The following is a 22,134-nucleotide window of genomic DNA, read 5'->3' as shown; positions in this document are numbered from 1 at the left end:
GGCGGTGGCGCGCGGCCGGTGGGGGCGGGGCGGGGGCGGGGGTAGACGGCATACCGACTGGTCGGCATCATGGGCGGGACCGATCGCCGCACGCGCTGGAGGTACCTCCCATGAGCACCGTCCCCCCCGGCCCCCCGGGCCTCGACCCAGTGCGGCTGCGTGCGTACCTGGACCGGGAGCGGCCCGGGTTGGCCGGTGGCCCGTTGACCGCGCGGCTGATCGAGGGAGGGCGCTCCAACCTGACGTACGACGTCACGGACGGGCAGGCCCGCTGGGTGGTGCGCCGGCCGCCGCTCGGCCACGTACTGGCGACGGCGCACGACATGAAGCGCGAGTTCCGGGTGATCAGCGGGCTCCATCCGACGCGCGTGCCCGTACCGGCGCCGGTGCTGCTGTGCGAGGACGAGGAGGTGCTCGGGGCGCCGTTCTACGTGATGGAGTTCGTGGCGGGCACGCCGTTCCGGACCGCGGAGGAGCTGGCGTCCCTGGGCCCCGCGCGGACGCACGCCGCCGTGCTCCGTCTGGTGGACACCCTGGTGGAGCTGCACGCCGTGGACCCCGGCGCGGTCGGGCTCGGCGACTTCGGCCGGCCCGAGGGCTTCCTCGACCGGCAACTGCGGCGCTGGGGGAAGCAGTTGGACGCCTCCCGCAACCGCGACCTGCCCGGCATCGACGAACTGCACGCCGCACTCGGGCGCGAGCTGCCCGACTCCCCCGCGCCCACCGTCGTGCACGGCGACTACCGGCTCGACAACGTCCTCATCGGCGGTCCCGACGACGAGATCCGGGCGGTCCTCGACTGGGAGATGTCCACGCTGGGCGACCCGTTGACGGATCTGGGACTGCTGGTGATGTACGGGACGGAGCTGGGCATTCCCGGCTCCCCCGTCTCCACCACCGCCTCGGCGGCCGGGCACCCGACGACCGACGAGATCGTCGCGCGCTACGCGGCCGCGTCCGGCCGGGACGTGTCGGCGGTGCACTGGTACACGGCGTTCGCCTGGTTCAAGCTCGCGGTGATCCTCGAAGGCATCCACTGCCGCTACACGCTCGGGCAGACGGTCGGCGCCGGTTTCGACCGGATCGGCGAACTCGTCCCCGTCTTCATCCAGCACGGCCTGTCGACCCTGCGGAAGGGCTGAGGAATTCATGGACTTCGCGTACGACGCACGGACCGAGGAGCTGCGCGGCAGGCTGCTCGCCTTCATGGACGAGCACGTGTACCCGGCGGAGGCGGTGGCCCACGAGCAGCGGGCACGGCTCGACTCGCCCTGGGAGACCCCCGCGGTGGTGGCGGAGCTGAAGGCCAAGGCGCGGCGGCAGGGGCTCTGGAACCTCTTCCTGCCGGACGCGCGGTACGGGGCCGGGCTGACCAATCTCCAGTACGCGCCGCTCGCCGAGATCACCGGCCGCTCGCCGCAGTTGGCGCCGACGGCCCTGAACTGCGCTGCGCCCGACACGGGGAACATGGAGCTGTTGGCGCAGTTCGCCACCGAGCGGCAGAAGAAGCAGTGGCTGGAGCCGCTGCTGGCCGGGGAGATCCGGTCGGCCTTCGCGATGACGGAGCCCGAGGTGGCGTCGTCGGACGCGACGAACATCGAGACGCGGATCGAGCGGGACGGGGACGAGTACGTCGTCACCGGGCGCAAGTGGTACATCTCCGGGGCGATGAACCCCGACTGCGCGGTCTTCGTCGTGATGGGCAAGACCGACCCGGACGGCGCCGACGTACGCCGTCAGCAGTCGATGGTCCTGGTGCCGCGCGACGCCCCGGGCGTCGAGGTCCGCCGGGCGATGCAGGTGTACGGGTACGAGGACCACTCCCACGGGGGTCATGCGGAGGTCGTCTTCGACGGCGTACGGGTGCCCGCCGCGAACCTGGTCGGCGAGGAGGGCGGCGGCTTCGCGATCGCGCAGGCGCGGCTGGGCCCGGGGCGCATCCACCACTGCATGCGCCTGATCGGCATGGCCGAGCGGGCCGTCGAGCTGATGTGCCGCCGGGCGGTGGCCCGTTCCGCCTTCGGCAAGCCGCTGGCGCAGCAGGGCGTCGTGCAGAACTGGATCGCGGACGCGCGGGTGAGCGTCGAGCAACTGCGGCTGCTGGTGCTGAAGACCGCCTGGCTGATGGACACGGTCGGCAACCGGGGCGCGCACACCGAGATCCAGGCGATCAAGATCGCGACGCCGCGTGCGGTGCTCCGGATCATCGACGACGCGGTGCAGCTGTACGGGGCCGGGGGCGTCAGCCAGGACTTCCCGCTGGCGGAGCTGTGGGCGGCGGCGCGGACCCTGCGGCTGGCGGACGGGCCGGACGAGGTCCACCAGAGGTCGCTGGCGCGGCGGGAGCTGAAGAAGTACCTGTAGGGCTCCGCGCCGGGGGCCGCCGAGCGGGCTTCCCTCGGCGGGCCCCGGCCGACCGGGGCCCGCCGGAGTCCGCCGGGGTCCTTCGGCCCGGGTCATACCCGAGGACCTGTGGCGCGGCGGCAGGGTCGGGCGGCCCCTGCGGGGCGGGACTGAGATCCCGGCCACAGGGGCCGCTTTTCGTCGGTTTGAGCCTGAATCGACCGGTAAATTCGATGGCTCATTCCTCGTTCGGCCTCGCATCTGAAGCCTTCCGCGAGGCCGTCCACGCGAAGGTTCCGTCCCATGTCTCATGCCCCCACGGCTTCCGCCGTCCCCGTGACCACCCCCGCGGCCGTCGCGGTCGCCAACCCCGGTCCGCTCGGGCTGGCCGCGTTCGCGCTGACCACGTTCGTGCTCAGCGCGTTCAACTCGGGCCTGGTCTCGAACACCGCCCTGAGCGCGGTGGTACTGCCGCTGGCGCTGTTCTACGGCGGGCTGGCGCAGTTCGCGGCCGGGCTGTTCGAGTTCCGGCGCGGGAACACCTTCGGGGCGACGGCGTTCGTGTCGTACGGGGCCTTCTGGATGGCGTTCGCCGGTTACGTGAAGTTCGTCGTGCCGGGGCTGCCGAAGGAGGACGCGCACCTGGCGACGGGACTGTTCCTGATCGCGTGGTTCGTCTTCACGCTGTACATGACGGTGGCGGCGCTGAAGCTGGACCTCGCGCACCGGGCCGTCTTCGTCACCCTGACCCTGACCTTCCTGTTCCTGGCGCTCGGGGACCTGGCGCAGAACGTGACGCTGGGGCACGTCGGCGGCTGGCTGGGCCTGGTGTGCGCGGTGTGCGCCTGGTACACGTCGTTCGCGACGGTCACGAACGAGACCTGGGGCCGGAAGGTCCTCCCGCTCGGCTGACGCCGCGCCCCCTCAGGGGCGCAGGGCCCGCAGCAGGAGGTCCGCCAGGTGGTCGGCGACCTGCTGGGGGGTCAGCGGGCCGTCGGGGCGGTACCACGTGGAGAGGTGGTGCACGGAGCCGAAGTGGTAGTCCACCACCAGGTCGGCGGGGGTGGCGGTGGAGAAGACGCCGGTGTGCTGCCCCTCCTCCACCAGGGCCCGGAAGCGTTCGTGGTAGCGGCGGCGTTCGGCGCGGACCTGCTTGTTCTTCTCCGGGCTCAGGTGGTGCATCGAGCGGAAGAAGATCGAGGCGTCGTCGAGGTTCTCGATGGTGGTGACCACGACGTCCGCCGCCGCCTCGCGCAGCCGCTGCTCGACGGGGGCGTCCGCGTCGGCGAAGGCGTCCAGGCGTCCCTGCTGGAGGCGCAGGACGCGGCCGTAGACCTCGTGCAGCAGGTCGTCCTTGGAGCCGAAGTAGTGGTAGAGGGCGCCCTTGGTGACGCCCGCCGCCTCCACGATCTCCTGGACCGAGGTCCGGTCGTATCCGCGCTCCGCGAAGAGCCGGGTGGCGGCGGCCAGCAGCCGCTGCGGAACGGGAGTGCCGCCGGGTTCGGTCGTTCTGGCCATGTGCCGCTACCTGCCTTGCCTGTGCGCGTGAGAAGTCTCGTGCTGTTGCGTACGGGGCGTCCTGTGCTGTCTGGTACGGGGCGCCCCGTGCTGTCTCGTACTCGTGCTCGTACTCGTGCGTGGAACGCGGTTCCCGTCGGACGATCTTCCCACTCGCCGTCCTGGGCGGTTCCGGCAGGCCGACCGCCTCGCGCGGGCACGTGGACGCGCGGCGGCGCCGGTCACCGTCCTGACCCTTCCCACTTCTGCTGGAGCTGGTTCATCCCGGCGAGCCAGCGGTCGGTGTCGCCCGCCCGGGCCCGGTAGTAGTCGGCCACCTCGGGGTGCGGCAGGATCAGGAAGCGGTCGGCCGCGATGCCCTCGAAGAGCGCGTCCGCGACGTCCTCCGGCTCGATGGCGGTGGGCGCGAGCACCAGGTCGCCCGCCGATCCGGCGGAGGTCAGCAGGTCGGTCCGCACGCCCTGCGGGCAGATCGCGTGGACCGCGACGCCCTGGTGGCGGTACGTCAGCGACAGCCACTCCGCGAAGGCGAGCGCCCCGTGCTTGCTGACGCTGTACGGCGCCGCGCCGATCATGGTGAGCAGCCCGGCGGCCGAGACCGTCGACACGAACCGGCCGCTCCCCCGCTCCACCCACTCGGGGATCAGCGCGCGGGCCGCGCGCACGTGCGCCATCACGTTGACGTCCCAGGCCAGCTCCCACAGGTCCTCGGCGAACGGGTCGCCGCCGCAGCCGACGCCGGCGTTGGCGCAGTAGACGTCGATCCTTCCGCCCAGGGCCTCGCGGGCCTCCTCGACGATCCCCGACGCGTCCCCGGGGACGGCGAGCGCACCGATCTCCGCGGCGACCGCCCGCGCCTTGTCCGCGTCCAGGTCGTTGACCACGACCCGGGCTCCCTCGGCCGTGAACCGCCGGGCCAGGGCGGCTCCGATGCCGCCTCCCGCTCCGGTGACCACGACCGTCGCGCCCTGTACCGCATCCATCCGGGACCTGCCTCTCGATGCCGACGTCCCCAGCAGACTAACCAGTCGGTATGGAGGGGGAAAGGGGTGCACGCGGGAGATCCGGAGCGCGCTGCGTTCCGCGGGGCCCCCGGAGGGGCTAGCGTGCGCGGACGTGCCGCGGGGCACAGCGGTGCGCGGGACATTCGGGGTGACGCCCGGTGCGAGGCCGGGCGTCCGGGCGCGGAGGTGGCACGGATGAGCTTGTCCAGACGAGGTCTGCTGGCGGCGGGCGGCGGCACGGCGGGGGTGCTCGCGGCGGGCGGCCCGGCGCGGGCGGCGGCGCGGGCGGGCGGCGGGCCCCGGGTGCGGACCGGTTTCGACCGGCTGGCGGCCGACGGGTACCGGCTGCTGCGCGGCCGCAAGATCGGCATCGTCACCAACCCCACCGGGGTCACCGCCGACGTGCGGCACGTCGTCGACGTGATGCACGCGGACGCGGCGGTGGACCTGACGGCCGTGTTCGGCCCCGAGCACGGCTTCCGGGGCACCGCGCAGGCGGGCGGCTCGGAGGGGCGTCACGACGACCCGGCGACGGGACTGCCGGTGTACGACACGTATCTGAAGAGCGGGCAGCCGCTGGCCGACGTCTTCACGGCGTCCGGCGTGGACACGGTCGTCTTCGACATCCAGGACGCGGGGGCGCGCTTCTACACGTACATCTGGACGCTGTACGACTGCATGGCGGCCGCCGCGCTCGCCGGCAAGCGTTTCGTGGTGCTGGACCGGCCGAACCCCGTGTCGGGGCGGGCGGCTCTCGGGCCGGTGCTGGACCGGGCGTTCGCGACGTTCGTCGGGCGGGAGCCGATCGCGCAGGCGCACGGCATGACGGTGGCGGAGCTGGCGCTGCTGTTCAACGCGGAGTTCCTGGCGGAGCCGGTGCCGCTGGAGGTGGTGCGGATGTCGGGGTGGCGGCGGGGCGACTTCTTCGACGCGACGGGGCTGCCGTGGGTGCCGCCGAGCCCCAACATGCCGACGGCCGACACCGCGTTGGTGTACTCCGGCACCTGCCTCTTCGAGGGGACGAACCTGTCGGAGGGGCGGGGCACGGCCCGCCCGTTCGAGCTGCTGGGCGCGGAGGGCGTGGACCGGAGCTGGGCACGGGCGGCGAACGCGGAGCGGCTGCCCGGGGTGCGGTTCCGGGAGGCGTACTTCACGCCGACGTTCTCGAAGTTCCAGGGCAGGACCGTCGGCGGTGTCCAGCTCCACGTCCACGACCGGCGGTCCTTCGACCCGGTGCGCACCGGCATCGCCCTGCTGGTGACGGCGAAGCGGAGCTGGCGCGGCTTCGCCTGGCGTCCGGACAACTGGATCGACAAGCTCACCGGCAGCACCCGGGTGCGGACCATGATCGACGCGGGGGCGGGGACGGCCGAGGTGGTGGCGGCCTGGCAGGCGGACCTGGCGGCGTTCCGCGCGGTCCGGCGGGAGCATCTGCTGTACCGGTGACGCCGGGGTGAGAGCCCCTCAGTTTCCGCCGCTCTTCACTCGTTCGAGTGAGGCGTTCGAGCAAGGAGGCGTGGACCTTGCGTGACGGAGGAGTGGACAGAGAAGGGAGAGATCCGTGCGAACCGGGATCAATTGATCCCTGATGGGGCTCATCGGATTTTCAATGGAGCCGAAACGGGCACCCGTACGTCCATTCATCGACGCCGAAGTACCAGCGACGGAGGTGGCAGTGCGATGGCCGGTTTTCGGAGTCTTGCGAGACAGGTCCGTGATCCGAGGTGTGATCTTGCGTTGCGGCGCTATTCGCTGCGCAAGTGTCTGGAGCGGTTCGCCCCGTACGGGCACCGGGCGACCTGGGACCACCTGTGCTCCCGGCACGGGTTCGGTCCCGAGGACAGGGCGCCCGATCCGGCGCGGCTGGTGGCCGCGCTGGAGGAACTGGAGGAGGCGCGGGCCGTCTGGCTCGCGTACGAGGTGGAGTTCGCCGAGCGCCGCAAGCGCGAGAAGCACGACGGGCTGCGGCGGCCGGGCTCCTTCGACGACTGGCACCGGCGCACCTGGGGCGGGTTCGGGGTCGCGTGGTGCGACGATCCGGCGGCCCATCCGGCGGCCTCCCTGGCGGAGGTGCTGCGCGGGTTGATCTCCGCCCTGGAGTCGGAGCCGGGGGAGCACTGTCCGGTGTGCGCGTCGAGCCGGATCGTGTGGCGGCAGGACCTGGTCCACGAACCGTGGTTCGGACCGGTCTGCACGGGATGCGGAATCCTGGTCCCGCAGCCCGTCCTGACGCCCGAGGCGCTGTCCCGGGCGAAGCGGGCGCGGCGCAGGGAACTGGCGTCCGTGGCGTGAGCACGCGGGGCGCGGCGCAGGCACCGCCCGGGGCGCCGCGCCCCCCGTGTCCGCGGCGGGGAGCACTGGGCGTCCGCGGCCGGCGGGGTCCCCCGGGTTCGTGACGGGGAGCCCGGTGTGGACGCGGGTCCCCCGTGTTCGTGACAGGGCGGTCCGTGGGGGTTTCCGCGCGGCGACAGGGCGAATGCTCTGAGCATGGCTGAATGTCAGTGGCGGGTGTCACCATCGAATGCATGGTCGAACCCTTGATTCAGGTCTGTGTGAACGGTCAGCGCGGTCCCGGCGACGGTGCCGCCGTTCCCGTGTCGCCGGACGCCATGGCCCGGTCCGCCGCCGCCGCGGTGGCCGCCGGGGCCTGTGAGGTGCACGTGCACCCCAAGACACCGTGCGGCGACGACACGCTGTCGCCCCGCTTCCTGGCGAGCACGCTGACGGCGATACGGGACGCGGTGGACGTCCCCGTGGGCGTGACGACCGGCGCCTGGACGGAGCCCGAGCCGCGGCGCCGGGTCGAGCGCATCGCGTCCTGGACGGTGCTGCCCGACCACGCCTCGGTGAACTGGCACGAGCCGGGCGCGGAGGAGGTCGTCGAGGCGCTGCTCGCGCGCGGGGTGGCGGTGGAGTCCGGGCTGTGGTCCGGCACCGACGGCGTGGACCGCTTCCTGGACTCCCCGCTGGCGAAGCGGTCGTTGCGGGTGCTGGTGGAGGTGACCGACCCCGATCCGCTCACCGCCGAGGACTCCGCGCTCCAGTTCCTGGCCGACCTCTCGCGGCGGGGCGCGGTCGGCGACCGGGGCGAGGTGCGCGGAGCGCCGATGCTGCTGCACGGGGAGGACGGCGGGGCCTGGCCGGTGCTCGCCCTCGCCAGACGCCTGGGGCTCGCCACCCGCATCGGGCTGGAGGACACGCTGCTGCTCCCGGACGGACGGCACGCGGAGTCCAACGCCCAACTGGTGAGCGCCGCCCGCGGCATCCGGTGGCCGGGCAAGGACTGCTGACGCGCGTCCGGGCGGCCGGGCCCAGCGGAAGACGGCGCGGCGGAGGGCGGCGCGGCGGGCTCAGCCCCGCTTCTTCTCCCCCATCAGGCGCGAGCCGGAGATCTGTTCGCCGATGACGTCGTCCGGGTTGGACAGCACGCAGGTCTCCAGCGACAGGCAGCCGCAGCCGATGCAGTCGGTGAGGTGGTCGCGCAGCCTGCCCAACTGCTGGATGCGGGCGTCCAGTTCGGCGCGCCAGTTCTCCGAGAGGCGGGCCCAGTCCTCACGGGTGGGGGTGCGCTCCTCCGGAAGTCCGGCCAGCGCGTCGCGGATGGTGGCCAGCGGGATGCCGACCCGCTGGGCGGCGCGCACGAAGGCGACCCGGCGCAACGCGTCGCGCGTGTACCGGCGTTGGTTGCCGGAGGTGCGGCGGCTGCTGATCAGGCCCTTGGCCTCGTAGAAGTGCAGGGCGGACACGGCGGCGCCGCTGCGCGCGGACAACTGGCCGACCGTGAGCTCGTGGATCTTCACTGGAATCTGCGGCACCCGGTGAACCCTAATGGACGTCCGTTGACAGGGACGCGGGGGTCCGATCATGCTGAGCAAACGCTTGATCAAGCGCGTGGGCAGCGAGGGAGCAGGGATGACCGAGCCGAGGATCTTCACGTCCGCCGAGGAGCTGCGCGCCGGGGTCGGCGAGCAGTTGGGGCACAGCGAGTGGCTGGAGATCGACCAGAAGCGGATCGACCTGTTCGCCGACGCGACGGGCGACCACCAGTGGATTCACGTGGACCCCGAGCGCGCGGCCGGGGGGCCGTTCGGGAAGACCATCGCGCACGGTTATCTGACGCTGTCGCTGCTGCCGCTGTTCGTGCCGCAGGTGCTGCGGGTCGAGGGCATGAAGATGGGCATCAACTACGGCACCGGCAAGGTCCGTTTCCCGTCGCCGGTGCCGGTGGGCTCGCGGCTGCGCGCCACGGCCGTGCTGACCGACGTGTCCGAGGCGGGCGGCGGGGTGCAGGTGACGGCGAAGGTGACGGTGGAGATCGAGGGCGGCGCGAAGCCGGCGTGCGTGGCCGAGTCGATCTCGCGCTACTACTTCTGAGCCCCGCCCACGCGCTGCCGGGCCCGACCCTCGCACTCCGGGTCGCCCTCGCACCGCTGGGGCGCCCGCCCACGCGCTGCCGGGCCGCCCCACGAACCCGCGGGCGCTTCCGGACCCCGCCTACGAGCCCGCGGCCACCATCCGCAGCACGAGGTCGGCGTAGAGCGCGCCGACCTCGTCGGGGGTGCGCCGCCCCTCGGCGTTGAACCAGCGGGCGACGTCGATGCACAGCGACAGCACGGCGAGCGTGGTGCCCGGCACGTCGGGGACGTCGAACTCCCCCGCCTTCACCCCGTCGTTGATGATGCGCCGCACCGCCGCGTCGCTGCGGCGGCGCAGTTCCACGATCTCCGCGCGGTGCTCCTCGCCGAGGGCGTCCAGTTCGTACTGCACGACGCGGGCGGTGGTGTGGTGCGCGGCATGCCACCGCACGAAGGTCACGACGGCGTCCGCGAGCCGTTCGGCCGCGCTGCCGTCGCCGTCGGCGGCGGTCTCCAGGATGCGCAGGGCCCTGTCGTGGCCGATGCGGCTGATCCGGTGGAGCAGCTCTTCCTTGGTCTTGTAGTGGATGTAGAGCGCGGCCGGGCTCATGCCCGCGCGGCCCGCGATGTCACGGGTGGTGGTGGCGTGGTAGCCGCGCTCGGCGAAGGCCCCGACGGCGGCGACGAGCAGCCTCCTGGCGGCCTCCGGGGCGACCTCTCCCCAGGCGGCCGCCTCGCCGGTCCCGCCCTCGGCGGCGCCCTCCGCGTCCTGCGCCGTGCTCATCGCGCACCCCTTTCCCGTCCGTACAGCAGGACGCACACCATACCGCGCAGCACTGAGCAAGCGCTTAGCGCGGCGGGTCCGAGGGTGTCTCAGAGCTTCTGGAAGGGGTCGTGCTCGGCGAGGATCTTCTCCAGCCGCGCCTGGTCGACCCGGCTGACGAGCTGCCCGGCCTCCTGCTTGTCGCGGATCACCTTGGCGAGGGTGAAGCAGGAGGTGGTGAGGTAGAGGACGGCGATGGCGAGGAAGGCGCGCACCCAGCCGCTGGCCTCGAGGGAGAAGATGCCCACGGCGGTCGCGGAGACGGCCACGACGAACGACGCGACGGCCTGGCCGTAGTAGGCCCCGGTGTTCTGCTGCTTGACCTGTGTATCGCTCATGCGGCAAGGGTGGCGCGGGTCACTCGGGGCGGCCATCCGTACGCGTACTCAGAAACGTACTCAGAGGGCCGCCCGGTGCGCTCAGAAGGCCGAGACCCCGGTCAGCGCACGGCCGATGAGCAGCTTCTGGATCTGGCTGGTGCCTTCGTAGAGGGTCATCACACGGGCGTCGCGCAGCAGCTTGCCCACCGGGTACTCGTCGATGTAGCCGTAACCGCCGTACACCTGGAGGGCGTTGTTCGCGGCGCGCACGGCGGCCTCGGAGGCGAAGAGCTTGGCCTGGGACGCGGCGGTGGCGAAGGGCTCGCCCCGGTCGATCAGGTCGGCGACGCGCCAGGTGAGCAGGCGGGCGGCGTCGACGTCGACCGCGATGTCGGTGATGAGTTCCTGGACGAGCTGGTGGTGGGCGATGGTCCTGCCGAACTGCTCACGCTCTCCGGCGTACGACAGGGCCGCGTCCAGGGCCGCCTGCGCGATGCCCACACAGCCGGCCGCGACCGACATCCGGCCCTTGGCCAGCGCCGACAGGGCGGCCGAGAAGCCCTTGCCCTCGGGCCCCAGCATCGCGGAGGCGGGGACGCGGACGTCCTGGAGGACGAGTTCGGCGGTGGCCTGGCCGCGCAGACCGAGCTTGCCGTGGATGGTGCGCCGGGTGAGACCGGGGGTGTCGGTGGGGACGAGGAAGGCGGAGACGCCCTTGTGCCCGGGGGCGTCGGTGGAGCGGGCGAAGAGGAGGACGACATCGGCCCAGGTGCCGTTGGTGATGAACGTCTTGGTGCCGTTGACGACGTAACCGTCGCCGTCGCGGACCGCGCGCGTGCTCAGGTTTCCGGCGTCGGAGCCGGTGCCGGGCTCGGTGAGGCCGAAGCAGCCGATCGCGTCGCCCGAGGCCAGGCGCGGCAGCCACGCCCGCTTCTGCTCCTCGCTCCCCCACGCGGCGATCGTCTTGGCGACCAGCCCGAGCGAGACGGAGACGATGCCGCGCACCGAGGAGTCGCCGCGGCCGAGTTCCTCGGTGACCAGGCAGTAGGCGAGGTGGTCGCCGCCGCTGCCGCCGTACTCCTCGGGGATCGTCAGACCGAGGAAGCCGAGCGCTCCGAGCTTCCCCACGATCGCCCGGTCGACGCTCTCGGCGCGGTCCCACTCCGCGGCGTGCGGGGCGACCTCGCGGGTCACGAAGTCGCGGGCGAGCCGCCGGACGGCCGTCTGCTCCTCGCTGAGCTCCAGGTTCACGGCACCCACTCCGTTCTTCGCCGACGATAAATTAGCACTGCTAGTTTCTGATCGCCGGGCCTACTATGTGCCGCATGGCCCGTCCGCGCAAGCCCCTGTTGAGCAGAGACCGCATCGTCGAGGCGGCGAGCGCGCTCGTGGACGCCGAGGGCCTGGAAGGGGTCTCCACACGGCGGCTGGCGGCGGAGCTCGGGGTCAGCGGACCGTCGCTCTACAACCACTTCCGCACCAAGGACGAGATCCTGGAGGCGGTCGCGGACGCGGTGTCGGCGAAGGTCGACCTGTCGATGTTCGACGCGGACGACGGCCGCGAGTGGCGGCAGGCCCTGCACGACTGGGCGCTCTCCTACCGCGCCGCGCTCACCGAGCACCCGCACATCGTCCCGGTGCTCGCGCGCGGCCCCGGCCGCCGCCCGGCCGGGCTGCGGGTCGCCGACGCCGTGTTCGGGGCGATGGTGCGGGCCGGCTGGCCGCCCGCCCAGGCGACGTACATCGGCGCTCTCATGCGCTACTTCGTGACGGGTTCGGCGCTGGGCTCCTTCGCGCGCGGCTTCGTGGACGACGCGACGGCGTACGACCCGGCGGACTACCCGCACCTGGGGCAGGCGCACCTGCTCGCGGACCACCAGGAGCGGGTGGACGAGGGGGCGTTCGAGACGGGCCTGCGGGCACTGCTGGACGGGCTGGGCGTCCAGTACGAGGCGGTCCGCCGCCGCCCGCGCGGGCCCGCGGAGGCACGGGCGACGGTTCGGCCGACGCCGAAGCCCGGGTAGGGCACCCTGGGGGCATGCCGAATCCCTCCGCCTCCGCAGCCGGTACGGCCAGAGTCCCCGCGGCCGGTAAGGACAGGGCCTCCGCGGGCCTGAAGGCCGGGGCCCCCTGGTCCGCCACGGCCGCGTCCCCCGCCGCCCGGCTCGCCGCGCTCACCGGGCTGCTGGCCGACGAGACCCGGGCCGTGTTCCTGCTCTCCCTGCTGGACGGCCGCGCCTGGACCGCGAGCGAACTCGCCCGGCAGGCCGGCGTCGCCGCCTCCACGGCCAGCGAACACCTGGGGCGGCTGGTCGGCGCCGGGCTGCTCGCCGAGGAGCGGCAGGGCCGCCACCGTTACGTACGCCTGGCGAACGCGGACGTGGCGCAGTTGCTGGAGGCGGTGGCCGCGTACGCGATTCCGGGCCGTGACGCCCCGCACACGCTGCGGGCGGCGAGCGCGGGGGCCGCGATGGCGCGGGGGCGCACCTGTTACGACCATCTGGCGGGCCGGCTGGGCATCGCGATCACGGAGGCGATGGAGGGCCGGGGCCTGCTCCTGACGGGCAACGGCTTCGCGCTGACCGACGCGGGCCTGGCCTGGTTCGCCGGCCTGGGCATCCACCTCGCCGCCGTCACGTCCCGTCGCCCGACGGTGAGTTCGTGCCTGGACTGGACGGAGCGCAAGCGCCATCTGGCGGGCGTCGCGGGGGCGGAGCTGTGCCGTCGCGCGCTGGCGGAGAAGTGGTGCGTACGGATCGGGACCGAGCGCGCGGTGCAGGTGACGCCGGAGGGCGAACACGCCCTCGCCGAACTGCTCGGCATCGACGCGACGACCCTTCGCTGACGAGAGTGCGCCGAAATGGATGCTTCGCCGACGGCACTTCGCCGAACGAGCGCTTCACCGAACGAACTTCACCGAACCAACGCTTCACCGAATGAGCGCTTCGCCGGCGACAATACTTCGGTGACAACCGAAGTGTCCCTGTCCTAGCATCGCGGCATGAGCAACTCCTCCTATCCCGCCGCCCGTTCCGAGCCGCTCGCGCTGGTCGCGGCCGCCGTCACCGTCGTCCTGTGGGCCTCGGCCTTCGTGTCCATCCGCAGCGCCGGCGCTTCGTACGAGCCGGGCGCGCTGGCGCTCGGCCGCCTGCTGTCCGGCTCCCTCGTCCTGGTGGTGATCCTGCTGGTACGGCGCGAGGGCCTGCCGCCGAAGGCCGCCTGGCCGGGCATCGCCGTCTCGGGCCTGCTCTGGTTCGGCGCGTACGCGGTCGCGCTCAACTGGGGTGAGCAGTTGGTCGACGCGGGCACGGCGTCGCTCGTGGTGAACGTGGCCCCGATCCTGATGGCCCTGCTGGCCGGCCGCTTCCTGGGCGAGGGGCTGCCGCCGCGCCTGATCGCCGGGATGGCGGTGTCCTTCGCGGGCGCGGCGATCGTGGGCGTCTCGATGTCGGGCGGCGGCGGGACGTCCGTGCTGGGCGTGGTCCTGTGCCTGGCGGCCGCCGTGACGTACGCGGTCGGTGTGGTCGTCCAGAAGCCCGCGCTGACGCACGCGACGCCGCTCCAGGCCACCACGTACGGCTGCCTGATCGGCGCGGTGGCGTGCCTGCCGTTCGGCGGGCAGTTGGCGCACGGGCTGGCGCACGCGCCGCTCTCCGCCACGCTCAACATGGTCTACCTGGGCGTCTTTCCGACCGCGCTGGCCTTCACCACCTGGGCGTACGCGCTGAAGCGCACCACGGCGGGGAAGATGGGCGCGACCACGTACGCGGTGCCGGCGATCGTCGTCCTGATGTCGTGGCTGCTGCTGGACGAGGTGCCGGGCTGGATCACGCTGCTCGGCGGGGCGGTGTGCCTGGCGGGGGTGGCGGTGTCGCGCTCGCGTGCGCGTGCGTCCGGGGCGGAGGTGCCGCTGGCCGACGCCGCCGCCCCCGAGACGCCGAAGGCCCGCTAGAACACCACCAGTGCCCGGCCGCCCCTGCCCGCGAGCATGTTGTCGAAGGCGGCCGGGATGCCGTCGAGGGTGATGCGCTCGGTGACCAGGGAGGCGAGGTCGAAGCGGCCCGCCCGGATGTGCCCGGCGAGGACGGGCAGGTCGCGGGCCGGGTCGCTGTTGCCGTACACGCACCCGGAGAGGGTGCGCCCCCAGTGGAAGATCTCCAGGGCGTTGAAGGTGACCTGCTGGTCCTTGCCGCCGATGCCGACCACTGTCGTACGGCCGCCCCTGCGGGTGGACTCCCAGGCGGTACGGATGGTGGCGGCGCGGCCCACGCACTCGACGGCGACGTCCGCGCCGTGCCCGCCGGTGCGGCGACGGACCTCCTTGGCGGTGGTGTCGGAGGCGAGCAGGAAGTCGGTGGCCCCGGCCCGCAGGGCCAGTTCCTCCTTCGCCGGGGAGACGTCGACGGCGAGGACCTGGCCCGCTCCGGCGATCCGGGCGGACTGGATCGCGGCGAGACCGACGCCTCCGACGCCGTACACGACGACGCTCTCCCCTTCGCGCACGCGGGCGCTGTGGTGCACGGCGCCGTACCCGGTGAGGACGGCGCAGCCGAGCAGGGCGGCGTCGGTGAGCGGGATGCCGTCCGGGGCGGGGAGCACGCACTTCGCGGCGACGACGGTCTCCTCGGCGAAGGCGGCGACGTTGAGGCCGGGGTGCAGGTCGGTGCCGTCGTCGGTGGTGCGGGCGTGGACGTCGCCGGCGCCGGTGAGGGCGTCGGCGCACAGCCAGACCTCGCCGAGCCCGCAGGCGTGGCAGGAGCCGCAGGAGGGCGCCCAGTTGAGGACCACGCGGTCGCCCGGGGCGAGGTGGGTGACGGCGTCGCCGACCTCGGTGACGGTGCCGGCGCCCTCGTGGCCGAGGACGGCGGGGAGGGGGACGCGCAGGGTGCCGTCGGCGAGGGAGAGGTCGGAGTGGCAGACGCCGGCGGCGGCGAGCTCGACGCGGACCTGGTGGGGGGCGGGGGCGGGGAGCGTGATGTCGGTGAGGTGGAGGGGCGCGCGGGGTGCGCGGACGACGGCGGCGCGGGTCACGGGGGCTCCTTGGGGGGTGCGGGGAGGAACGAGGGCGGTCGCTCAGAACTGGAGGGACTTCGTCTGGAGGTATTCCGCGAGGCCGTGGGCGCCGAGCTCACGCCCCACCCCCGACTGCTTGTACCCGCCGAAGGGGGCGAGCGGATTGAACCGCCCCCCGTTGATGTCCACCTGCCCGGTCTCCATCCGCCGCGCGAACGCCGCCGCCGTCTCCGGCTCCGCCGCCCACACCGCGCCCGCGAGCCCGTACACCGTCCCGTTCGCGATCCGCAGCGCGTCGGCCTCGTCCTCGTACCGCAGGATCGAGATCACCGGTCCGAAGATCTCCTCCTGCGCGACGGTCATCTCGGGGGTGACGTCGGCGAACACGGTCGGCGCGACGTAGTACCCCTTCTCCAGCGGGGCCTCGGGCCCGCCCGCGACGAGCCGCGCGCCCTCCGCGACGCCCTTCTCGATGTACCCGCGCACCCGCTCCAACTGCTTGGCGCTGACCAGCGGTCCCATCCGCTCCCCCGGCACGTACTTGGCCACCGCGTCCGCGGCCAGCGCCACGGCCTCCTCGTACACCTGCGTGTGCACCAGCATCCGGGTCCACGCGCTGCACGTCTGTCCGGAGTTGGCCATGACGTTGGCGACGCCGACGTTCACCGCCCTGGCGAGATCGGCCCCCGGCAGGATCACGTTGGCGGACTTGCCGCCCAGCTCCAGCGCGACCCGCTTCACGGCCGCTCCCGCGACCGCCCCGATCTGCCGTCCCACGGCCGTGGAGCCGGTGAACGACACCAGGTCGACGCCCTCGTGCCCCGCGAGCGCCTGTCCGGCGACCGGCCCGAGGCCCGTCACCAGGTTGAACACCCCGCCGGGCAGCCCCGCCTCGTGCACCACCCGGGCGAAGAGCTGCGCGGTCAGCGGGGTGTCCTCGGCGGGCTTGAGGACGACCGTGCAGCCGGCCGCCAGGGCCGGGGCCACCTTGGCGACGATTTGGTGGAGGGGGTAGTTCCAGGGCGTGATGGCCCCGACGACGCCGACCGGCTCTGCGTAGACCGTCGAGTTGCCGATCCGCTCCTCGAAGGGGTACGTGGCGGCCAGTTCGGCGTACGAGCCCGCGACCACGACGGGCAGCCCGGCGTGCACGGCCTCGGCCATGGCGGGCGGCGCGCCCAGCTCCGCCGTGACGGTCGCCGCGATCTCGTCCTTGCGCGCGGCGAGCCCGTCGCGCAATGCGCCGAGCAGCGCGGCCCGTTCGGCGGGCGGGGTGGCGGCCCAGCCGGGGAACGCCTCCCGTGCCGCCGCGACCGCCGCGTCCACGTCGGCGGCGGTGCCTGCCGGGACGTGCCCGATGATCTGCTCGTCGGCGGGGTTCACGACGGGGAGGGTGTCCTCGCCGAGGGCGGGACGCCATGCGCCGCCGATGTACATGCCGCTCTGTGCCTGCACCGTCATCGAAGTTCCTCCACGCGTCCGGTCGTCCGTCGGTCCTGCTTCCGCACCCTCAAACTAGCGGTGTTAGTTTTACGGCGCCAGGGCCGGGCGCACCGTCACCTCGAAGGCGTTCAGCACCGCCGTCCCCGAGAGGGGGTCCAGCAGGGAACCGTCCAGGAGCTGGTTGACGTTCGCCCCCGGCCGCGCGGCGGCCACCGACAGGCGGGTGCCGGGCCGGTCGTGGCCCCAGCCGTGCGGCAGGCTCACCACGCCCTCGCGGACCGCGTCCGTCACCTCCGCGGGGGCTTCGATCTCGCCGCCCGCGCTCCGGACCCGTACCGCAGAACCGTCCGTCACGGCCAGGCGCTCCGCGTCGCGGGGGTGGATGTGGAGGGTGCAGCGGTTGGAACCGCCGTTGAGGGCCGGGAGGTTGTGCATCCAGCTGTTGTTGGAGCGCAGGTGCCTGCGGCCCACCAGGAGCAGCGTCCCGTCCGCCCGCCGTGCGTCGAGCGAGGCGCGCAGGCGGGGCAGGTCGGCGGCGATGGGCTCCGGGAGGAGGTCGATCCGGCCGGTGCGGGTGCGCAGGACCTGGTCGAGCCGGGGCCGCAGCGGGCCGAGGTCGATGCCGTGCGGAGCGGCGCGCAGGGCGTCGAGGGTGAGGCCCTCGTAGGGGCCCAGCCGCAGCATGAGGTCGAGGATGCGTTCGGGGCCGGTGGCGCCGGTGAGGTCGGCGGCCAGGTCCGGGGAGGCGCCCGCCCTGCGCAGGAGGCGGTCGACGATCAGGTCGTCCACGGCCGACGGCTCGGCCCCGTGCAGGCCGCTGACGGCGAGGACCAGCCGGGCGTGGATCTCGCACTCGTCCATCGCGCCGGGGTCCAGGGGGACGGGGGCGGGCGTGTAGCGGACCTGGTTGCGCACGGCGAAGCCGTTGAAGGCGAAGTCGAAGTGGGCGCTGCGGGACGGCGGCGGGGGCGGCAGGATCACGTCCGCGTGCCGGGAGGTCTCGTTCAGGTACGGGTCGACGCAGACCATCAGGTCGAGGGCGTCGGCGAGTGCCCGGTCGAGGCGGTCGCCGTCGGGGGCGGACAGCACCGGATTGGCCGCGATGGTGATCAGGGCCCGGACGCGGCCGTCGCCCGGGGTCGCGATCTCCTCGGCGAGCGCAGCGAGCGGGAGTTCGCCCTTGGCCTCCGGGTGCCCGCCGACCCGGCTGCGCCACCGCCCGAGCGCGAAGCCCCGGCGCGAGGGGGGCCCGGGAGGGGAGGTCGCGGAGAGTGGGAAGAGCGCGCCGCCCGGCCGGTCCAGGTTGCCGGTCAGGACGTTGAGCACGTCGACGAGCCAGTTGGCCAGCGTGCCGAAGGCGACGGTGGAGCCGCCGACCCGGACGTACACGGCGGCGGTGGGCGCGGCGGCGAGTTCGCGGGCCACGTCGCGGATCACCTCGGCCGGCACGTCGCACACCCCGGCGACGGCCTCCGGGCTGAACTCCTTCACCGCGTCCTCCAGTTCGCGGAGCCCGTCGATCCGGTCCGTCAGGTGCGGGCCCGGTGCGGCGAGCCGCTCCGTGACGAGTACGTGCGCGAGCGCGGCCAGCAGGGCGGCGTCCGCGCCCGGCCGGATCGCCACGTGCCGGTCGGCCAGACCGGCGGTGCGGGTGCGGCGCGGGTCGATCACGGTGAGCGTGCCGCCGCGCGCCCTGAGGGCCTTCAGCCTCCCCGGGAAGTCGGGGGCGGTGCACAGGCTGCCGTTGGACTCCAGGGGGTTGGCGCCGATGAGGAGGAGGTGGTCGGTGCGGTCCAGGTCGGGGACGGGGACGGCGAAGGGGTCGCCGAAGAGGAGGCCGCTGGAGACGTGCTTGGGCATCTGGTCGACGGTGGAGGCGGTGAACAGGCTGCGGGTGCCGAGCGCGCCGAGCAGTGCGGGCGGGTAGAGCGCCCCGGCCATGGTGTGCACGTTGGGGTTGCCGAGGACCACGCCCACGGCATGCGGCCCGTGCTCCTCGACCAGGGGGCGGACGCGTGCGGCGATCAGGTCGAAGGCCTCGGCCCAGCTCGCCTCCCGCAGTCGCCCGTCCGTCCGGACCAGGGGTGCGGTGAGGCGGTCCGGGTCGCCGTCGAGCTGGCCGAACGCGGCCCCCTTGGGGCAGATGAAGCCCTTGCTGAACACGTCGTCGGCGTCCCCGCGCGCACCGGTGACCCGGGAGCCGTCGAGGGTGAGGGTCAGGCCGCAGGTGGCTTCGCAGAGCGGGCAGATGCGCGGGGCGGTGCGGGGCACGGGGTCCTCCGGAGGCACGACGACGTGCGGGCACCGCGAGCATACCGACCGGTAGGGACGTGGGGAACGGCGGAAGCGGGCCGATTCCGGGGCCCGCGCTCAGTCCAGCACCCTCGCCAGATAGGCCCGCAGCAGCTCCCGTGCCTCCTCCACCACCGCGGCGTCCCCCGACGGGTCGGCGCGGAAGGCCAGTTGGAGGACCGCGTCCGCCGCCTCGACCGCGACCAGGAAGGTGCGGCGCAGCGCCGCGTCGGGGGCGCGCCCGATCTGGGCGGCGAGGAGGCGGGTGAGGCGGTCGGCGACCCGGTGGTTGGAGTCGCGGGCGGGTCCGCCGACCGGGATCTGCATGCCGAAGTCGACCAGGGTGAAGCCGGGAACGGTGCGGCGCATGGCGAGGTACTCGTCGAGAACGACGTCGACCGCGCCGCGCCAGTCCGCGTCCGCGAGGCCCTCGACCCCGGCGGCGACGCGTTCCGCGTAGCGGTCGAGATTGCGCAGGGCGAGCGCGTCGGCCATGGCGCGCTTGTTGCCGAAGAAGCGGTAGACGGAGCCGATGGGCACCCCGGCGCGGGCGGCGACCGCCCGGGTGCTCAGCTCCTCGTAGCCGACCTCGTCGAGAAGGGCCGCGCAGGCGTCGAGTATGCGGCTCAGCCGTTCGGCGCTGCGCCGCTGGACGGGGGCGCGGCGCAGCGCGGCGGCGTCCGGGGGGACCTCGGGCTCGTATCCGTGGTTCACGGGCCCATCATGCCGCCCGCACCGGCGGGGGCGCCGCGAACCGTTCCGGCCCCGCCCGTGGATCACCGTTGACGTCCGGGGCGCGCAATCCTACTGTCAGCCATAGGATTGCTTACGCGTCCCACCCTTCCCTTTCGAGCCCCACCTCTTCCCAGGAGCGGACGATGAGCGGCAACGGCACGGACCGGCACGTCGAAGCGGCACGCAAGGCCGCGGAGGGCCTGGCCTACTCCTCGGGCTTCGGCAACGAACACAGCTCGGAAGCCGTTCCCGGGGCGCTCCCCGACGGCCGGAACTCGCCGCAGCGCGCCCCCCTCGGCCTGTACGCGGAGCAGCTCAGCGGCAGCGCCTTCACCGAGCCCCGCGCGCACAACCGGCGCTCCTGGCTCTACCGGGTCCGCCCCTCCGCCGCGCACCCCGCCTTCGTGCGCGTCGACAACGGCGGCCTGCGCAGCGCCCCCTTCACCGAGACCGTCCCCGACCCCAACCGGCTGCGCTGGAACCCGCTCCCCGCCCCGGCCCCCGGCACGGACTTCCTGGCCGGCCTGTGGACGCTCGGCGGCAACGGCGACGCCACCCAGCGCTCCGGCATGGCGATCCACCTCTACCACGCCGACTCCCCCATGCACCGGCGGGTGTTCAGCGACTCCGACGGCGAACTGCTGATCGTCCCCGAGCACGGCGGGCTGCTGCTGCGCACCGAGTTCGGCCTGCTGCGCGCGGAGCCCGGCGAGGTGGCGCTGATCCCGCGCGGCGTCCGCTTCCGGGTGGAACTGCTCGACGCCACCGCCCGCGGTTACGTCTGCGAGAACTACGGGGCCCCCTTCCAGCTCCCCGACCTCGGGCCCATCGGCGCCAACGGCCTCGCCAATGCCCGGGACTTCCGCGCGCCGGTGGCCGCGTACGAGGAGGTCGAGGGCCCGGTCGAGGTGGTCAACAAGTTCTGCGGCAACCTCTGGTCGGCCACCTACGACCACTCCCCGCTCGACGTGGTCGCCTGGCACGGCAACCACGTGCCGTACGTCTACGACCTGCACCGCTTCAACGTCATCGGGTCCATCTCGTACGACCACCCGGACCCGTCGATCTTCACGGTGCTGACCTCGCCGTCCGACACCCCCGGCCTCGCGGGCGTGGACTTCGTCGTGTTCGCGCCGCGCTGGCTGGTCGGCGAGGACACCTTCCGCCCGCCGTACTTCCACCGCAACGTCATGAGCGAGTACATGGGCCTCATCGAGGGCGCGTACGACGCCAAGACCGCTGGAGAGGGGGGGTTCGTGCCCGGCGGCGGCTCGCTGCACAACATGATGTCCGCGCACGGGCCCGACCGGGAGACCTTCGACCGGGCCAGCGCCGCCGAGCTGAAGCCGCAGAAGATCGACGACGGGCTCGCGTTCATGTTCGAGACCCGCTGGCCGGTCACCGCGACCGGACAGGCCGCGAACGCCGGTCACCTCCAGTCCGCGTACGACGACGTGTGGCAGGGTCTTCAGCGACACTTCCGCCCGTAACCGCTGACCGGGAGACCTCCAGGTGACCGCCTTCGCCCCCGACTCCCTCGTCCTGAACCGGAAGCTGCCGCTCTGGTACCAGGTCTCCCAGTCGCTGCGCGCCTCGATACTGGGCCGCACCCCCGACGCCTCGCTGCGGCTGCCCACCGAGGAGCAGCTCGCCGCGCACTACGGGGTGAGCGTGCTGACCATGCGCCAGGCGCTCAAGGAGCTGGAGTCGGAGGGCCTGATCAGCAGGCACCGCAGACGGGGCACGTTCATCGAGCCGGGGGCCAGGCGGGGCGCCCCGCGCCGCCTCATCGGCTCGATCGACGCGGTCGTGGCCCAGCAGTCGGGCGAGCCGACGACCCTGCTCGGCCACGGCCCGGTGCCGGTGCCCGGCGATCTCGCCGAGCACTTCCCCGACGTGGCCGAGGTCCTGACGTACCGCAGGCTGCGCCGTGACAGCGACAGCGGCGAGCCCACCAACTGGGCGGAGAACGCGGTGCGTCCGGAGTTCGCCGACCGGCTGAGGGCCGAGGACCTGGAGCGCTGGCCGATGACCAAGGTGCTGCGCGACATCGTCGGCGTGCGCATCAGCCGCATCACCGACACCATCGAGGCCCGCCTCGCCGACCCGGAGACGGCGGAACTGCTGAAGGTGCCGCTGTGCTCGCCGATCCTGCACTACACGGGCGTCACCTACGACGCGGACGGGCGGGTCGTGGACGTGGCGCGGATCCGCTACCGGGGCGACCGGTTCTCCTTCTCGGTGACGGTGGAGTCGCCGACGCCGTAGGGGCCGTGCGCGTCTGTGCC

22 protein-coding genes are annotated in these 22,134 nt (G+C 73.3%); 12 read left to right on the top strand and 10 right to left on the bottom strand.

All coding sequences use genetic code 11. From position 1 onward, the window contains the following. Positions 1–110 precede the first annotated feature (110 nt). The 3 genes from ACZ56L_RS24770 (at position 111) to ACZ56L_RS24760 (ending at position 3,255) form a co-directional block, all read left to right on the top strand. Positions 111–1,142: a phosphotransferase family protein gene (locus ACZ56L_RS24770; protein ID WP_468689442.1), complete on the top strand. Its 1,032-nt coding sequence runs from the start codon at positions 111–113 to the stop codon at positions 1,140–1,142. A 7-nt stretch (positions 1,143–1,149) separates the two neighbouring features. Beyond that, positions 1,150–2,364 carry an acyl-CoA dehydrogenase family protein gene (locus ACZ56L_RS24765; protein ID WP_471066429.1) on the top strand — a complete coding sequence of 405 codons (1,215 nt, stop codon included), beginning with the start codon at positions 1,150–1,152 and terminating at the stop codon, positions 2,362–2,364. Positions 2,365–2,646: 282 nt separating this feature from the next. After that, entirely contained in the window at positions 2,647–3,255 is a 609-nt protein-coding gene (locus ACZ56L_RS24760) for an acetate uptake transporter (RefSeq protein ID WP_471066427.1), read from the top strand. 12 nt (positions 3,256–3,267) lie between these two features. Here the strand turns inward: ACZ56L_RS24760 and ACZ56L_RS24755 are convergent, their stop codons facing one another. After that, complete coding sequence (locus ACZ56L_RS24755; RefSeq protein WP_471066425.1) at positions 3,268–3,861, bottom strand: TetR/AcrR family transcriptional regulator; 594 nt, start codon at positions 3,859–3,861, stop codon at positions 3,268–3,270. Between the two features lie 221 nt (positions 3,862–4,082). Then, positions 4,083–4,844: an SDR family oxidoreductase gene (locus ACZ56L_RS24750; protein ID WP_468689436.1), complete on the bottom strand. Its 762-nt coding sequence runs from the start codon at positions 4,842–4,844 to the stop codon at positions 4,083–4,085. A 216-nt stretch (positions 4,845–5,060) separates the two neighbouring features. Here ACZ56L_RS24750 and ACZ56L_RS24745 point away from each other — a divergent pair, with 216 nt between their 5' ends. The 3 genes from ACZ56L_RS24745 to ACZ56L_RS24735 all read left to right on the top strand — a co-directional run bounded on the left by ACZ56L_RS24745 (position 5,061) and on the right by ACZ56L_RS24735 (position 8,155). Further along, positions 5,061–6,311, top strand: a complete 1,251-nt coding sequence (locus ACZ56L_RS24745; protein WP_471066422.1) for an exo-beta-N-acetylmuramidase NamZ family protein — start codon at positions 5,061–5,063, stop codon at positions 6,309–6,311. Between the two features lie 234 nt (positions 6,312–6,545). Continuing rightward, positions 6,546–7,157, top strand: a complete 612-nt coding sequence (locus ACZ56L_RS24740) for a hypothetical protein (protein ID WP_345224544.1) — start codon at positions 6,546–6,548, stop codon at positions 7,155–7,157. A gap of 245 nt (positions 7,158–7,402) precedes the next feature. Continuing rightward, complete coding sequence (locus ACZ56L_RS24735; protein ID WP_471066696.1) at positions 7,403–8,155, top strand: 3-keto-5-aminohexanoate cleavage protein; 753 nt, start codon at positions 7,403–7,405, stop codon at positions 8,153–8,155. Between the two features lie 60 nt (positions 8,156–8,215). On the opposite strand, the gene soxR is transcribed toward ACZ56L_RS24735, so the two are convergent. Further along, a complete protein-coding gene (gene soxR / locus ACZ56L_RS24730; RefSeq protein WP_345224542.1) occupies positions 8,216–8,680 on the bottom strand; it encodes a redox-sensitive transcriptional activator SoxR in 465 nt (154 codons plus the stop codon). 97 nt (positions 8,681–8,777) lie between these two features. Here soxR and ACZ56L_RS24725 point away from each other — a divergent pair, with 97 nt between their 5' ends. Next, positions 8,778–9,239 carry a MaoC family dehydratase gene (locus tag ACZ56L_RS24725; RefSeq protein ID WP_401760916.1) on the top strand — a complete coding sequence of 154 codons (462 nt, stop codon included), beginning with the start codon at positions 8,778–8,780 and terminating at the stop codon, positions 9,237–9,239. 120 nt (positions 9,240–9,359) lie between these two features. Here the strand turns inward: ACZ56L_RS24725 and ACZ56L_RS24720 are convergent, their stop codons facing one another. The 3 genes from ACZ56L_RS24720 to ACZ56L_RS24710 all read right to left on the bottom strand — a co-directional run bounded on the left by ACZ56L_RS24720 (position 9,360) and on the right by ACZ56L_RS24710 (position 11,614). After that, complete coding sequence (locus ACZ56L_RS24720; protein ID WP_345224538.1) at positions 9,360–10,004, bottom strand: TetR/AcrR family transcriptional regulator; 645 nt, start codon at positions 10,002–10,004, stop codon at positions 9,360–9,362. 89 nt (positions 10,005–10,093) lie between these two features. Beyond that, positions 10,094–10,381 (bottom strand): YiaA/YiaB family inner membrane protein, encoded by a 288-nt coding sequence (locus tag ACZ56L_RS24715; RefSeq protein ID WP_345224536.1) that lies wholly within the window; start codon positions 10,379–10,381, stop codon positions 10,094–10,096. An 81-nt stretch (positions 10,382–10,462) separates the two neighbouring features. Then, a complete protein-coding gene (locus tag ACZ56L_RS24710) occupies positions 10,463–11,614 on the bottom strand; it encodes an acyl-CoA dehydrogenase family protein (protein ID WP_471066419.1) in 1,152 nt (383 codons plus the stop codon). 74 nt (positions 11,615–11,688) lie between these two features. On the opposite strand from ACZ56L_RS24710, the gene ACZ56L_RS24705 reads away from it, so the two are divergent. The 3 genes from ACZ56L_RS24705 to ACZ56L_RS24695 all read left to right on the top strand — a co-directional run bounded on the left by ACZ56L_RS24705 (position 11,689) and on the right by ACZ56L_RS24695 (position 14,315). Further along, positions 11,689–12,387 carry a TetR/AcrR family transcriptional regulator gene (locus tag ACZ56L_RS24705; protein WP_468689431.1) on the top strand — a complete coding sequence of 233 codons (699 nt, stop codon included), beginning with the start codon at positions 11,689–11,691 and terminating at the stop codon, positions 12,385–12,387. Positions 12,388–12,401: 14 nt separating this feature from the next. Continuing rightward, entirely contained in the window at positions 12,402–13,208 is an 807-nt protein-coding gene (locus ACZ56L_RS24700) for an ArsR/SmtB family transcription factor (protein WP_468689429.1), read from the top strand. A 156-nt stretch (positions 13,209–13,364) separates the two neighbouring features. After that, positions 13,365–14,315 (top strand): DMT family transporter, encoded by a 951-nt coding sequence (locus ACZ56L_RS24695; protein ID WP_471066416.1) that lies wholly within the window; start codon positions 13,365–13,367, stop codon positions 14,313–14,315. On the opposite strand, the gene ACZ56L_RS24690 is transcribed toward ACZ56L_RS24695, so the two are convergent. From ACZ56L_RS24690 to ACZ56L_RS24675, 4 genes are all read right to left on the bottom strand, one after another. Continuing rightward, positions 14,312–15,394, bottom strand: coding sequence for a zinc-binding dehydrogenase (locus ACZ56L_RS24690; protein WP_471066414.1), 1,083 nt, complete (start codon positions 15,392–15,394; stop codon positions 14,312–14,314). The two genes, ACZ56L_RS24695 and ACZ56L_RS24690, sit on opposite strands and share 4 nt — an antisense overlap. Positions 15,395–15,436: 42 nt before the next feature. Next, the gene (locus ACZ56L_RS24685; RefSeq protein ID WP_471066695.1) at positions 15,437–16,831 is read right to left on the bottom strand and encodes an aldehyde dehydrogenase family protein; all 1,395 of its coding nucleotides are present in this window, start codon (positions 16,829–16,831) and stop codon (positions 15,437–15,439) included. Positions 16,832–16,906: 75 nt separating this feature from the next. Next, positions 16,907–19,090, bottom strand: coding sequence for a molybdopterin-dependent oxidoreductase (locus ACZ56L_RS24680; protein WP_471066412.1), 2,184 nt, complete (start codon positions 19,088–19,090; stop codon positions 16,907–16,909). A gap of 99 nt (positions 19,091–19,189) precedes the next feature. Continuing rightward, entirely contained in the window at positions 19,190–19,825 is a 636-nt protein-coding gene (locus ACZ56L_RS24675) for a TetR/AcrR family transcriptional regulator (RefSeq protein ID WP_468689424.1), read from the bottom strand. Between the two features lie 164 nt (positions 19,826–19,989). Here ACZ56L_RS24675 and hmgA point away from each other — a divergent pair, with 164 nt between their 5' ends. Continuing rightward, entirely contained in the window at positions 19,990–21,336 is a 1,347-nt protein-coding gene (hmgA, locus tag ACZ56L_RS24670; protein WP_468689423.1) for a homogentisate 1,2-dioxygenase, read from the top strand. A gap of 22 nt (positions 21,337–21,358) precedes the next feature. Beyond that, positions 21,359–22,114, top strand: coding sequence for a GntR family transcriptional regulator (locus ACZ56L_RS24665; protein ID WP_468689421.1), 756 nt, complete (start codon positions 21,359–21,361; stop codon positions 22,112–22,114). Positions 22,115–22,134 lie beyond the last annotated feature (20 nt).

The sequence above is a fragment of the Streptomyces sp. NPDC039736 genome (assembly GCF_055596485.1).
The sequence above is the reverse complement of the archived record's forward strand: the minus strand, read 5'-3'. Positions and strand labels throughout refer to the sequence as shown.